Source organism: Streptomyces sp. NPDC048637 (assembly GCF_040650675.1).
GTDB lineage: Bacteria > Actinomycetota > Actinomycetes > Streptomycetales > Streptomycetaceae > Streptomyces.
On sequence record NZ_JBEZHQ010000073.1, the window covers coordinates 1 to 13,977 of the forward strand.

The window sequence follows — 13,977 nt, forward strand, 5'->3', positions numbered from 1 at the left end:
GCGGGGCCCGGGGGGGGGGGTCCACCCACCACAACCAACACCCCCCCCCCCCCCACCCCTCCGGCCCCACCCCCTCCCGCCAGTTGTGGGACCCCACCCCGGTGGGGGTGAAGGAAAGACAGAGCAGAAACCCGGCCGCATCGTCGTGCCAGAAGCCCAGCCACATCGTGGTGCCAGAAGCCCGGCCGCATCGCGATGAGGCCGAACTACTGGTCTTTAAATACCCTCACCCCCACCGGGCGGGGGTCGCCATCCGTACGGGAGGGGGCGGGCCGGAGGGGCCTGTGTTGTGGACGTAAAGCGAAGCAGTCCACAACACAGGCCCCGGAGGCCCGCCACCGGCACCCACCACAAACAAGCGCGGCCCCCGCCCAAACCCACCCACCCCCGCCGACAGGCGAAAAAGAAGAGGCACGGCGGGGCCACCCGACACGTGGGAAGCGGGGCTACGAGCCCAAAACGCCTACGAGCCCAAGACGATGGAGAGGAACTCTCCTGTCCACGCGAGCAGCTCGCGTCCAACCACCGGCTTGCCGCCGATCTTTGCCGTCGTCGGGCGCGGTACAAGAATCTGCTGGGTGGCCGGCTTGAGGACCGTACGGGGGTAGAGCCGCTTGAGGCGCAGCTCCTGGGACTCGCGCAACTCCACAGGGCCGAAGCGGATGTTGGCGCCCTGGAGGGTGATGTCGGAGACCCCGCATGCGCGGGCGAGCATCCGCAGACCGGCGACCAGCAGCAGGTTCTCGACGGGCTCGGGCAGCTTGCCGTAGCGGTCGGCCAGTTCCTCGCGGACCGCCGCGATGTCCTCCTCCGAGGAGGCGGAGGCGATGGCGCGGTAGGCCTGGAGGCGCAGCCGCTCGCCGGGGGCGTAGTCGTGCGGGACATGCGCGTCCACCGGGAGTTCGATCTTGACTTCGAGCGGGGGCTCCTCCTCCACGCCGCCTTCGAGGGAGGCCCGGTAGTCAGCGACCGCCTCGCCGACCATGCGGACGTAGAGGTCGAAGCCGACGCCGGCGATGTGGCCGGACTGTTCGCCGCCGAGGAGGTTGCCCGCGCCGCGGATCTCCAGGTCCTTCATGGCGACGTACATGCCCGCGCCCATCTCGGTGTGCTGGGCAATGGTCGCCAGCCGCTCGTGGGCGGTCTCGGTGAGCGGCTTCTCCGGCGGATACAGGAAGTAGGAGTAGCCGCGCTCACGGCCGCGGCCCACCCGCCCGCGCAGCTGGTGGAGCTGGGAGAGGCCGAAGTTGTCGCCGCGTTCGACGATCAGGGTGTTGGCGTTGGAGATGTCGATGCCGGATTCGACGATGGTGGTGGAGACCAGGACGTCGAACTTCTTCTCCCAGAAGTCGACGACGACCTGCTCCAGTTGGGTCTCGCCCATCTGGCCGTGGGCGGTCTGGATACGGGCCTCGGGGACGATCTCACGGAGCCGGGCGGCGGCCCGGTCGATGGACTCCACCCGGTTGTGGATGTAGAAGACCTGGCCCTCGCGCAGCAGTTCACGGCGGATGGCGGCGCCGATCTGCTTCTGCTCGTAGGGCCCGACGAAGGTCAGGACCGGGTGGCGCTCCTCGGGCGGGGTGGTGATCGTCGACATCTCCCGGATGCCCGTCACCGCCATCTCCAGGGTGCGGGGAATGGGGGTGGCGGACATGGTGAGGACGTCCACATTGGCGCGGAGCTTCTTCAGCTGCTCCTTGTGCTCGACGCCGAACCGCTGTTCCTCGTCGACGATGACCAGGCCCAGGTCCTTGAACTTGGTCTCGGAGGAGAAGAGGCGGTGGGTGCCGATGACGAGGTCGACGGAGCCGTCCCGCAGCCCTTCGAGGACGGCCTTGGCCTCGGTGTCGGTCTGGAAGCGGGACAGCGCCCGGACGTTGACCGGGAACTGGCCGTAGCGCTCGGTGAAGGTGCCGAAGTGCTGCTGGACGAGGAGGGTGGTCGGGACGAGGACGGCGACCTGCTTGCCGTCCTGGACGGCCTTGAAGGCGGCGCGGACCGCGATCTCGGTCTTGCCGTAGCCGACGTCACCACAGATGAGGCGGTCCATGGGGACCGACTTCTCCATGTCTTCCTTGACCTCGGCGATGGTGGTGAGCTGGTCGGGCGTCTCCGCGTACGGGAAGGCGTCCTCCAGCTCGCGCTGCCAGGGGGTGTCCGGGCCGAAGGTGTGGCCGGGCGCCGCCATCCGCGCGGAGTACAGCTTGATCAGGTCGGCGGCGATCTCCTTGACGGCCTTCTTGGCGCGCGCCTTGGTCTTGGTCCAGTCGGCGCCGCCCAGCCGGTGCAGCGTCGGGGCCTCGCCACCGACGTACTTGGTGACCTGCTCCAGCTGGTCGGTGGGGATGTAGAGGCGGTCGCCGGGCTGGCCGCGCTTGGCGGGGGCGTACTCGACGAGGAGGTATTCGCGGGTGGCGCCCTGGACCGTGCGCTGCACCATCTCGATGTAGCGGCCCACACCGTGCTGCTCGTGGACGATGAAGTCGCCGGTTTCCAGGGTGAGCGGGTCGATGGTCTTGCGGCGGCGGGCCGGCATCCGGGCGCCGTCCTTGCCGGCCGCCTTCTGGCCGGAGAGGTCGGTCTCGGTGAGGACGGCGAGCCGGAGCGACGGGTCGAGAAAGCCGTTGTCGAGGGAACCGCAGGAGACGTGGACGAGGGACGGGGAGATTTCGGCGAGTTCGGCGTCCAGGCGGGCGGGGATGCCCTCGCCACTGAGGACCTCGACCGTGCGGGCCGCCGGGCCGTGCGCCTCGGTGAGGAACACCGTGCGCCAGCCGTCCGCGAGCCACTGCTTGGTGTCGGCCAGCGCCCGCTGGGTGTCACCGCGGTAGGTGTCGGGGGCGTGCATGCCCAGCTTGAGAGTGTCGCCGTCGGTCTCCAGGCCCTCGTCGGCCGCGAAGGGACTGACCGACCACCACATCATCCCCAGCTCGCGCGCCCGGTCCCGGACGTCCGCGATGCCCCACAGGGACGCCGCACCCACATCGACGGGGGCCACTCCGCCGCCCGCAGTGGCCGCCCAGGACGCCTGGAGGAACTCCTGGCTCGTCGCCACCAGGTCAGCGGCCCGGGTCCGCACCCGCTCCGGGTCGCACACCACGGCCATCGAGCCCTTGGGCAGCACGTCCAGCAGCAGCTCCATGTCGTCCACCAGGACCGGAGCCAGCGACTCCATGCCCTCGACGGCGATCCCCTCGGCGATCTTGCCGAGGAGTTCGCCCAGCTCGGGGTGCTGCTCGGCGAGCGCCGCGGCCCGCTCCCGCACCTGGTCGGTCAGCAGCAGCTCCCGGCACGGCGGCGCCCACAGACCGTGCTCGGCGACCTCCAGGGACCGCTGGTCGGCGACCTTGAAGTAGCGGATCTCCTCGACGTCGTCGCCCCAGAACTCGACCCGGAGGGGGTGCTCCTCGGTGGGCGGAAAGACGTCCAGGATGCCGCCGCGGACCGCGAACTCGCCGCGCTTCTCGACCAGTTCCACCCGCGCGTACGCGGCCGCCGCCAGACCGTCGACGATCTCTTCCAGGTCGGCGGTCTCGCCCGTGCGCAGACTGACCGGCTCCAGCTCGCCCAGCCCCTTGACCTGCGGCTGGAGCACCGAGCGGATGGGGGCGACGACCACGGAGACGGGGCCGGCCGTGGGGTCGTCCTGGCGCGGGTGGGCGAGCCGGCGCAGCACCGCGAGACGCCGGCCGACGGTGTCCGAGCGCGGCGAGAGCCGCTCGTGCGGCAGCGTCTCCCAGGACGGGAACTCCACGACGGAGTTGTCCGCACCGGCCGGCATCAGGCTGCGCAGTGCGGCGGCGAGGTCCTCGGCCTCCCGGCCGGTGGCGGTCACCGCGAGCACCGGCCGGCCGGCCTGCCGGGCGAGCGCGGCGATCGCGAAGGGCCGGGCGGCCGGCGGGCCCACCAGATCCACCTGGGGGCGGTGCCCGTCGGCCGCGGCCTGTACCGCTTCGGCGAGCGCCGGGTCCCGTACGACGACGTCGAGCAGACCAGTCAGGCTCATGAGAAGGTTCCGTCCCAGCGAGGCGAACAACGCAACAGCCCGACACGTCTCACGGGCCGGGGTTGCCAAGCGTACGCCCGCCGGCCGACCGGCCGGGCCCGGAGCCCGGGACCGCACCCCCGCACCCCGCCCCGCGCGCTCCCCGGTGCGGCAGCCCGGTTCCGCACCCCACCACCCGCATGGAAGGGTGCACCATACAAGGACCTCAGGAGGGGGAACGGTGAGCGGAAGCGCGAGACGTGCCGGAGACAGCGACACCCTGCGGGCGCCGGGCCCGCCCTCCGCGGGCCCGCCACGCCGTCCCGTCGTCGCCGCCCTGATGCTCGGTATGGCCCTGGCCGCGCTCGACTCGACGATCCTCGCCACCGCCATCCCCCAGATCGTCGGCGACCTCGGCGGCTTCGCGGTCTTCTCCTGGCTGTTCTCCGGCTATCTGCTGGCCGTCACCGTCACCCTGCCGGTCTACGGCAAGCTCTCCGACATCTTCGGCCGCAAGCCCATCCTGATCACCGGCATCGCGCTCTTCCTCGTCGGCTCGCTGGCCTGCGCCGGTGCCTGGAACATGGCGTCGCTGATCGCCTTCCGCGTGGTGCAGGGCCTGGGCGGCGGCGCCCTCCAGGGCACCGTCCAGACCATCGCCGCCGACCTCTACCCGATGAGGGAACGTCCCAAGATCCAGGCCAGGCTCTCCAGCGTCTGGGCCGCCTCCGCGGTCGCCGGGCCCGCACTGGGCGGACTGCTCGCCGCGTATGCCGACTGGCGGTGGATCTTCCTGATCAATGTGCCGGTGGGCGCGGTCGCCCTCTGGCTGATCGTGCGGCACTTCTCCGAGGAGGGGCGGAGCAGGCCGGGTCCCGGCGCCCGCCCCCCGGTGGACTGGCCCGGCGCGCTGGCGATCTTCGCCTGCGGCGGGCTGCTGCTGACCGCCCTGGTGCAGGGCGGGGTGGCCTGGGCCTGGCTCTCCACACCCTCGCTGCTGCTGTTCGCCGGCAGCGCGGGGTGCGCGGCGCTCACCGTCCTCATCGAGCGCCGGGCGGCGGAGCCGATCATCCCGGGCTGGGTCTGGCGCCGCCGGACCATCTCCGCCGTCAACCTCGCCCTGGGCGCCCTGGGACTGCTGATGGTCGCCCCGACGGTGTTCCTGCCCACCTACGCACAGTCGGTGCTGGGCCTGGGCCCGATCGCCGCCGGTTTCGTGCTGTCCGTGATGACCCTGAGCTGGCCGGTCTCGGCCGCCCTCAGCAGCCATGTCTACAACCGCCTCGGCATCCGCACCTGCGCAATGCTCGGCATCGGCGCGGCCGCCCTGGTCCTGCTCGCCTTCCCCCTGCTGCCCTACCCCGGTGCGGCCTGGCAGCCCGCGCTGATCATGCTGGCGCTCGGTGCGACCCTCGGCCTCTTCCAGCTCCCGCTGATCATCGGCGTCCAGTCGTCCGTCGGCTACACGGAGCGCGGCACCGCCACCGCCTCCATACTCTTCTGCCGCCAGGTCGGCCAGTCCCTCGGCGCCGCGCTCTTCGGCGCCCTCGCCAACGCCACCCTCAACGACCGCCTCGCCCACGCCCCTTCGGGCATCCGGTCCGGCCTGCCCGGCGACCTCGACGCGGTCTCCCGCGCGCTGGAACACCCCGGCGGCCTCACCGCGCAGGCCACCGACTACCTCCGCCGCGCCGTCGACACCACGGTCGACCATGTCTACCTCGGCGCCGCCGCGGCCGCCGCGCTCGCGCTGCTCGCCCTGCTGCTGGCACCGCGGCGCTTCCCGGTACACACGGATGCCGGCGGCACCGGCACCGGCACCGGCTCGGGCTCGGGCTCGGGCGAGCCGGACGGGACCTGACCGGGAGACCGGCACCCGGGGCGACGGCGGGGCGGCCGGGCGGTCAGGCGCCCGCGCCGCCGCCCGCGCGGGGCAGCTGCGTCTCCAGGGTGTCTTCCGCATCGGGGTCCGCGGCGTCCGGAGCACTGCCCGCTTCCCGGCCGCCGCCCCGCGCCGTGCTCCCGCCGTCCCCGTCCGGCGCCGGCGCCTTCCCGGTGAGCGCGGCCAGGCTGTTGCGTACATGGGTCATATGGGTGCGGACCTCTTCGCGCTCCGCGTCGTGCTCCCGCAGGATCCGCTCCGTGGTGCGCTCGATGCGTTCCACCTCGGCCCGCGCCTGGGCCAGCAGACCGGCGCCACGGTCCTCGGCGTCCTCGTCACGGTGCCGGGCGGCCTGCTCGGCCTCCGCGTACAGCCGCTCACTCTCGGCGCGGGCGGCCTTCCCGCGGCCGTCCAGCTCCGCGACGAGCCGGTCCATCTCCGCCTCCAGCTCCGCGAATTCCCGCCCGGCCGCGTCCCACTCCTCGGCCTGCCGCTTCTCCTGGTCATGCAGCAGCTGCGCGGTGCGCCGGCGCACCTCCACCAGCTCCCCGGCCGCGTCCTCCCGCAGCTTGGCGGCCTCCTCGGTCGCCACGGTCACCAGCTCCGCGGCCTCACCCCGCGTCGCCTCCGCCGTGCGCCGGGCCCGGGTCTCCGCCTCACCGCGGCGCGCGTACGCCGCCTTGTCGGCCGCCTCCCGGACCTCCTCCGCATGGACCGCGACCTCGTCCCGGATCCGCTCGTCCGCCTGCTGCGCCTCGGCCCGCAGCCGCGCCGCCTCGGACTCCGCGGTCGTCAGGATCAGCCGGGCCTCATTGCCGAGCGAGGCATACGTCTGCGGTGGCAACTGCGCCACATGGGCCTGCAGTTCCGCGAGTTCGGCCGCCATCTCGTTGGACAGGACCGTGAGCCGTGCGGCGCGCTCCCAGCAGGAGTCGCGGTCGATCGAGAGTCCCTCGACACGGCGGCCCACATCCTCCGGCCGGTAGCCACGCCCTCGTACGGTCTCGAACCCGTGAGGCGAAACCGATGCACTCATCCCTCAAGCCCCTCTCCGCCGCGTGCCGCAGTGGTGCGACCCGCAGCCTTCCGCGCCATTTCGCATGGTTGTGTGCAGCCCTGTGCAGTTACGCGCATGTTTCTCGGGATCGGTGCGACATCGCACCCTCGCGACACTTCACCCCATCCACCCCACCAGGATGCGTTATTTCGTGCCAGAAGTCGGAATCCGGTCATCGTGGCGCAGCGCCCGGAACAACTCCCTCGCCCCGTTCTCGTCCCACGGCAGCACCGACCCGACGCCACTGACCATCACCCCGGGCCGGGTCACCGGAACCGTCGTCGCGGTACCGCCGCCCCCGGCGATCTGCTTCATCGACCAGCCCATATCCAGCAGCCGTGCCACGTCCGCGCCGTCGTCCACGACCAGCGCCGCCAGCGAGGCGTCCCGCACCCGCGTCAGCCGGTCCGGATCGAGAAGCACCGACGGGGCGGCCATCTCCTCCGCCACCGCGCCGAGCAACTGCCGCTGACGCTTCACCCGTCCGAGGTCACCCTCCGGGTCGGCATACCGGGCCCGTACGAACGCCAGCGCCTCGGCGCCGTTCATCTGCTGGCAGCCGGCCGGGAAGTCCGCGCCCGACTTCTCGTCCTTCAGCGGGGCGTCCAGACACAGCCGCACACCGTCCAGCGCGTCCACGACCTGCACGAACCCCAGGAAGTTCACCTCGGCATAGCGGTCGATCCGCAGCCCGGTCGCCTGCTCCACCGTTCGGGTGAGCAGCTTCGGGCCGCCGTCCGCATACGCCTCGTTGATCTTCCGGCTGCCATGACCGGGTATCGGGACGTAACTGTCGCGCGGCAGGCTGACCAGAGTCGGGCCGTGCTCGCCGGAGTGCAGCACCATGATCGTGTCGGTGTTCTGCACCTCGTTGTTGCCGACGTGCAGCTCCGCGCGCTGCTGCGGGGTCAGCGCGGTACGGCTGTCCGTGCCGACCAGCAGCCAGTTGGTGCCCTTGCCCGCGGCCGGCCGCCCGGCGTACTCGCCCAGCGCATCGACATGCTGCAGCTGCCGCCCCGCCGACACATACAGCCAGGCCCCGCCCGCGCACACCAGGGCGACCAGCACCAGCAGCGTCACCAGGGTCCAGGTGAGCCACGCCCACCGGCGCCGGCCCGGCCCCGGCCGGCGCGGCGGCCTGCCCGTCCGCCCGCGGTGCCACCACCGCGGGCGCCCTGCCCGGTACAGCGTCGGCGGCGACTGCGGCAACGGGGATATCGGACGGCCCATATACGCATGGTCAGGGCGCCCGACCCATCCCGCAGGTCGAGCGCCCTGCCCCGGTCCGGCGGCAGTGCCTGCCGCCGGTTCGTTGACGCGCCGCTACAGCAGCCCGTCCCACATCTGCTCCAGCAGCACCGACCACCAGGTCTCCGGCGACCCCAGCGCGGGCGGATCGAGGGCGACCAGCTGTGCCTGGAAGTCGACGGTCCAACGGCCCGCCTGCTCGGGCGTCAGCCCGTACCGCAGCCGCCACATCCGCCCCAGCATCGCCAGACAGCGCGTGAACTCCGGCAGCCCCGAGTTCACGAACTGCGGCGTCGCCGGCTGACCGCCCGGCGCGGCCTCCATCGGCACCGCCACGATGTGCGCGGTCCCGTACTGCACACACAGCTGACGGCCGAAGTCATTGCCCATCACCAGATACGAACCGGCGTCCGCGGCCGGCTGCACCATCCGCTCCGCCGCCAGCTCCGCCAGCGTCGGCACCGGGCGCTGCGGCTGCGCCTGCGCCCAGAAGAACGGCCCGAAGTCGACCGGCAGCCCGGCCCACACCAGCATCTGCGCCACCACATCGGGCACCCCGTGCCGGGAGACCGCCCGCTGGTCGAAACGGAACAGGGCCTGCGGGCCGAACGCCTGCTCCAGCTCCTGCCCGATCACCTGCGGGGGCACCGGCGGCACCGGCTGCACCTGCGACGGATGCGGCAACGGCACCCGCACCGGCGCCGGCCGCGCCGGACCGTCCGCGACCTGGTGCAACTCGCCCTGATGCTCGACGAGATGCCGTACGCCCTGCTGGCGCGAGGCATGGTCCCTGCCGTACGCGGCGGTGTGGCTGATCCGCACCTGCGGCCAGTTGTCCCGGATCATCCGGGCGCAGTAGCCACCCGGCAGATCACAGCACTCCAGCTCGGTGTGCAGCTCCAGCACCTGCTGCGGCGGGACGTTCATCCCGCGCAGCTCATGCAGCAGCTGCCACTCCGGATGCGGCGTACCGGGCGCCGAACGGCGCACGATCTTCTGCTCGGACCCGTCCGGCGCGCGATAGCTCAGTACGGCCATGTAGCCGGGACCGACGGTCGGCTGACCGCTGGGCGCCTGCGGATAGCCGTACGCACCGGGGCCACCGGGGCCACCGGGGCCACCGGGGCCCGGCGCACCGGGCGGCGGTCCCTGGGGAGGTGCCTGCGGAGGTCCGGGCTGAGCCGCGGGACCGGCCGACGGCGGCATACCGGGAGCGCCCGGCCCACCCGCGCCGCCAGGACCACCCGCGCCGCCGGGCAGCGCCGCGCCGCCGGCCAGCATCGTGGCGGCGGCATGCACTCCGCCGCCACCGGCACCGTCCGCGACGGGCGGGGCGGGCGGCGGCGGGGGCGGACCGCCCTGGCCGCCGGAGCTCCGGCCGTCCGCGGGAACGCCGGGCTTACCGGGCGGGCCGGGAGGCTTGGGCGCGCCCGGCACTCCCGGCGGCGCGGGCGGCGGCGGCACACCGGGGCCACCGGCGGCACCGCCCGGCCCGCCCGCACCCCCGAGACCGGCCGCCTGCACGGACGCACCGTCGGCGAGCATCGTCGCGGCGGCATGCACCCCGCCGGACCCGGGACCGCCGGCCGCCGGGGAACCCGCACCGCCGGCACCGGAAGCACCGGCCCCCTCGGGCCCACCGGACGCCTCCGCCCCGCCCGGCCCGTCCACCGCGCTCAGATCCATCTCCGCCGCGTCCAGCTGCGAGACCAGCTGCGTCGGCACATAGCCACCGGCCGGCGCACCGGGCGCACCGGGGCCGGACGCCGCGGGCCCGCCGGGCGGGCGCACCCCGTCCTGGCCCGCAGCGGCCTTCGCCGGGTCCTGCTGCGCACCGTCCCGGCCCGCACCGGGGGGACCGGGCGCGGCGGGCGGCGGTGGCGGGCCCGCGGCGGCGTAACCGGGCAGCGACGAGCCGTCGGCCAGCATCGTCGCCGCGGCATGCACCCCACCACCCGCGGGCGGAGCGGGCGGCGCGCCAGGCGGCGGCACACCCGGCCCGGCCGCGGCGGGCGCACCGGCACCGGGCGCACCGGCGCCCGGCGGGGGCGGCACATCGGTGACCGGCGGACCCGACGGCGGCGGCAGATCCGGCAGCCCCCCGGCGGCCGGCGGCGCGGCCGGCACCGGCGGCGGCAGCGGACCACCGCCGGGCCGGGCCCCGTCCGGCAGATCCAGCGCGGGCGCGACCTGTGTACGCGGCAACTGACTGCCGCCGTGCAGAAGTTCGGTCTTGGCTTCCGGCCGGGTCCGCGGCGACGACGGCGCGTCCTCCTCGTCGAAACCGGCCAGCGGCGGCGCGAACACCGTCGCCGGCAGCCCCACCGAACGGTCCTCGCCGCCCGCGCCGGCGGTCGTGTCCGCCCCGGCCCACGGCTCCGGCACACCGGCGGAACCGGCGCCCGCTCCCGGGCCCGTCTCCGCCGCCTGCGCACCGCTCTGCGCGGCCCCGCCGTCCGTACCGTTGACGCTCACCTCGGCCCAGGCATCCGACGCCGACGACGCGGGCGCAGGGGCGGGAGCGGGAACCGGAGCGGGAGCGGACGGCGCGGGAGCCGCCGGAGCGGGAGCCGCCGGCGCCGCCTCCGCGCCCCGCTGCTCCGGCACGCCCCTCGCGTCCGCCGCCTCCTGCAGCCACTCCGGCGGCGTCAGCAGAAACGAGGTGGCCTCCAGGTCGATCCGCTGCGGCGGTGCCTCGGCCGCGCCGTGCCCGCCGTCCGCGGGAGTGCCGTACTCCTCCTCGTAGCGCCGGATCACCTCACCCACCGGCAGCCCCGGCCACAGCGTCGTCTCCCCGCTGTCCCGCGCGATCACCAACCGGGCCCGGCCGCCATCCGTCACCGGCCCCCCCTCCCGGTCCTCGGCCCAGGCCACAAAGCCCAGATCGAACTCCCGCACCCGCACCTCACGATGGAGCGCCGCCGGCACCTCGCCGTTCACCCACCGCTCCGCGCGCTCCTGCGCCTGCGCGAACGTCACCACCGCGCTCAACCCCCCACCGCGACCGCGTACGCGAAGCCACCGTCGACCATCAGATCCGCCACCGTCTCCAGCTCCGGCGGATTGCCCGCCAGCCGCTGCAGGAAGTCATCGAAATCCGCGCCGCACGGCAACAACAGCCGCTCGACCCGTTCCTGCACCGTCCACCCGTCCTGGTCCCGCGCATCGTCGTACGGGCAGAACCACACCGAACCGAGCGCCTCGCCGCGCACCTTCACCGCGACGACACCGCCCTGCACGAACGCCACGCCCAGGTAGTCCTTGGTGAAGTGGTCCCGCAGGCACTTGTTCACATAGAGCAGATCGTTGACCGCCGCGTCATCGCGCACCGTGAAGAACGGCTGGTCGACCAGCAGCCCCAACTCCGCGTCCAGCGCCGCCCCCACCGGCGCACAGCCGCCCGCCGCCTTCAGGAACGACCGGTACGCGCCCGGCAGCCGATACCCCAGCGCCTCCTCGGCCTGCGCCAACTGCTCCTCGCCCACCGACAGATCACGGTGCGGCAGCCCGAAGTGCGCCGGCCGGGTCTCCTGCAACGGGCGGGTACCGCGCTTGTCGTGCGCCACGGCGGCCGTCACCAGCCCGCCGTGATGCCGCAACAGCGCCTTCACCTCCACCGGAACCAGCTCCATCCGCCGGGTACCGGCCACGTGATGCCAGGTCCAGCCGTGCGGCGTCGCCACCGCCGGCACATCTATCCACAGTTCGTGCCCCTGCGCATGCAGGGCCGCGTTCGCCGACACATAGTCCGTCAGCCGCAGTTCGTCGACCCCGAAACCCTCCGGCGGCTCGGCGATCTCCGCCGCCGCGCGCGCATACGGCGAGAACTCCGGGAAACCCCGTTCGTCCATCCGCACACCGGCGGGGTACCGTGCGGCACGGACCGGATCCGGAAAATGTACGACCTGCCCGGCATAGGCCGAATTCGGTGGCGCGGCATGTCCCGCCGCCCGGGGGCCGGGGAGTGCCCCCAGCCCTTGCCGACCTGTCGTCATCGCGCTTGCCCCCTGGCTGAAGCTGGCTTTGGAGCACAGCCTAAGCCGTACCGCAACGCCCTCCCCCCTCCCCCGCCCCCGCACGTCAGCCCCGCGACACACCGACGTCACCCACCGCCCCACCACCCCCGAGCCCCCCGCGCACCACCCCGCCCACCAGCCCCGTTGCCCCGCGACCGACGCCCCGTCAGCCCGCCGTGAGATCATCGACAGCCCGCCCGACTACCGCAACACCCAGCACATTTGGCAGGCTGACCTCCCCCACCTACGGCGGGGGGACCCCCAGCTACACGGGGATTCGGGGAGGGAAAGCACCACCATGAGCACCACTGCACGCCACCACAACGCAGCCGCAGGCGACCCCCGCATCGGCTGGAGCGGCCCCGCGGACGCCGACCGCGCCCCCGCCCTCCACCACCGCCGCGACGGCATCCTCCCCACCATCGGCGCCGCCTTGTCCGTACGCGGACAAACCCTCACCTGTACCGCGAGCAAGGCGGAACAGCCCCCCGCCCTGCACCCCCTCGTCCAGGACTTCCTCGACACCCTCGCCACCGCACAACGCGAACGCTTCACCGGACGCTGCCCCGAAGCGGTCCTGCTCTCCCGCCACCTCACCGCCGTCGAGGGCAACCGCGGCAAACGCGCCTCCCGAAAGCCCCTCACCAACGGGGAAGCCCGCCGCTCCCTCAAACATTCCAAGATCACCGCACGCCATATCCGCGAGGACGGCGACCCCCAACACGGCAGCTACGCCCCGCCCTGCCGCTCCTGCGACGCCCTCCTCGCCCACTTCGGCGTCATGCCCATCAGCGGCACCACGCCCACAGGAAGCTGACCGCCACCATGCCGCCCACCACCCCCGGCCCCCGCTCCCCCGCCCACGACCGGACCGACTCGACCCGCTTCCCCGCCGCCGTCGACGTCGCCCTCCAGGAGGCCGGCTGGCAGCCCGGCCGCTGGGACATACACCAGGCGGAACACTGGGCCGACACCCTCCGCGCCCACACCTCCCCCGCCGGCCACCGCCACACCGTCTTCCCCGCCGCCGTCGAAGCCTGGGCCGAATTCGGCGGACTGCACATCACCGGGCCCGGCCCCGGCCGCCACATCGCCCCCACCCCCTTCGCCGTCGACCCCCTGCACGGCCTCCACCTCGCCCGCACCCTCGGCGACCTCGGCCGCGCCCTGGAAACCGACGTGGCCCCCCTCGGCCGCGAAGAACTCACCACCCACGACGGCGCCACCTACAGCCAGGCCACCCTCGCCATCGACGCCGAAGGCCGCGTCTACAGCCTCGACCACACCGGCGACTGGTACCTGGGACCGGACATCGACAGCGCGTTGGGGACGCTGGTTCTGGGGACTCGGCCCTTGCGGCTCGGGGTTGCGGCCCACGTTGCCGACTGAGCCGCCGCGGCTCTTCCGTTGTTTCTTTCCGCCTTCGGCGGGGGCGGGGTGGGTTGGGCGGGGGCCGCGCTTGTTTGTGGTGGGTGCCGGTGGCGGGCCTCCGGGGCCTGTGTTGTGGACTGCTTCGCTTTACGTCCGGAAACCCGCCCCCTCCGGCCCGCCCCCTCCCGTCCGGACGGCGACCCCCGCCCGGTGGGGGGAAATATCAAAGACCAGTAGCTCGGCCGCACCACGATGCGACCGAACTACTGGTCTTTGTCTTTCCTTCACCCCCACCGGGGTGGGGCCCCACAACTGACGGGAGGGGGCGGGGCCGGAGGGGTGGGTGTTCGGACGTAAAGCGAAGCAGTCCGAACACCCACCCCGGAGGCCCCGCCACCGGCACCCCCCACAAACC

8 protein-coding genes are annotated in these 13,977 nt (G+C 73.4%); 3 read left to right on the forward strand and 5 right to left on the reverse strand.

The window, feature by feature from the left end:
* Window positions 1-463: 463 nt before the first annotated feature.
* A complete protein-coding gene (gene mfd, locus AB0C46_RS40125) occupies window positions 464-4,009 on the reverse strand; it encodes a transcription-repair coupling factor (protein ID WP_362834074.1) in 3,546 nt (1,181 codons plus the stop codon).
* Window positions 4,010-4,328: 319 nt separating this feature from the next.
* Between mfd and AB0C46_RS40130 the strand changes: the two genes are divergently transcribed.
* A complete protein-coding gene (locus tag AB0C46_RS40130; protein WP_362834079.1) occupies window positions 4,329-5,849 on the forward strand; it encodes an MFS transporter in 1,521 nt (506 codons plus the stop codon).
* Between the two features lie 43 nt (window positions 5,850-5,892).
* Here the strand turns inward: AB0C46_RS40130 and AB0C46_RS40135 are convergent, their stop codons facing one another.
* The 4 genes from AB0C46_RS40135 to AB0C46_RS40150 form a co-directional block, all read right to left on the reverse strand.
* Window positions 5,893-6,906: a cellulose-binding protein gene (locus tag AB0C46_RS40135; RefSeq protein WP_362834075.1), complete on the reverse strand. Its 1,014-nt coding sequence runs from the start codon at window positions 6,904-6,906 to the stop codon at window positions 5,893-5,895.
* A gap of 165 nt (window positions 6,907-7,071) precedes the next feature.
* Window positions 7,072-8,007 (reverse strand): LCP family protein, encoded by a 936-nt coding sequence (locus AB0C46_RS40140; protein ID WP_362834080.1) that lies wholly within the window; start codon window positions 8,005-8,007, stop codon window positions 7,072-7,074.
* Window positions 8,008-8,250: 243 nt separating this feature from the next.
* Window positions 8,251-11,157, reverse strand: a complete 2,907-nt coding sequence (locus AB0C46_RS40145; protein WP_362834081.1) for an SUKH-4 family immunity protein — start codon at window positions 11,155-11,157, stop codon at window positions 8,251-8,253.
* A 5-nt stretch (window positions 11,158-11,162) separates the two neighbouring features.
* Window positions 11,163-12,170, reverse strand: coding sequence for an SMI1/KNR4 family protein (locus AB0C46_RS40150; protein WP_362834076.1), 1,008 nt, complete (start codon window positions 12,168-12,170; stop codon window positions 11,163-11,165).
* Window positions 12,171-12,489: 319 nt separating this feature from the next.
* On the opposite strand from AB0C46_RS40150, the gene AB0C46_RS40155 reads away from it, so the two are divergent.
* The gene (locus tag AB0C46_RS40155) at window positions 12,490-13,008 is read left to right on the forward strand and encodes a YwqJ-related putative deaminase (RefSeq protein ID WP_362834077.1); all 519 of its coding nucleotides are present in this window, start codon (window positions 12,490-12,492) and stop codon (window positions 13,006-13,008) included.
* Between the two features lie 8 nt (window positions 13,009-13,016).
* On the forward strand, window positions 13,017-13,580 hold the full coding sequence (locus tag AB0C46_RS40160; protein ID WP_362834078.1) for an SUKH-3 domain-containing protein: 564 nt from the start codon (window positions 13,017-13,019) through the stop codon (window positions 13,578-13,580).
* The last annotated feature ends 397 nt before the right edge of the window (window positions 13,581-13,977 follow it).

Bases quoted from the DNA above. Each gene is read 5' to 3' on its own strand.
- mfd (WP_362834074.1), bottom strand. From the start codon at position 4,009: ATGAGCCTGACTGGTCTGCTCGACGTCGTCGTACGGGACCCGGCGCTC.
- AB0C46_RS40130 (WP_362834079.1), top strand. From the start codon at position 4,329: ATGCTCGGTATGGCCCTGGCCGCGCTCGACTCGACGATCCTCGCCACC.
- AB0C46_RS40135 (WP_362834075.1), bottom strand. From the start codon at position 6,906: ATGAGTGCATCGGTTTCGCCTCACGGGTTCGAGACCGTACGAGGGCGT.
- AB0C46_RS40150 (WP_362834076.1), bottom strand. From the start codon at position 12,170: ATGACGACAGGTCGGCAAGGGCTGGGGGCACTCCCCGGCCCCCGGGCG.
- AB0C46_RS40155 (WP_362834077.1), top strand. From the start codon at position 12,490: ATGAGCACCACTGCACGCCACCACAACGCAGCCGCAGGCGACCCCCGC.
- AB0C46_RS40160 (WP_362834078.1), top strand. From the start codon at position 13,017: ATGCCGCCCACCACCCCCGGCCCCCGCTCCCCCGCCCACGACCGGACC.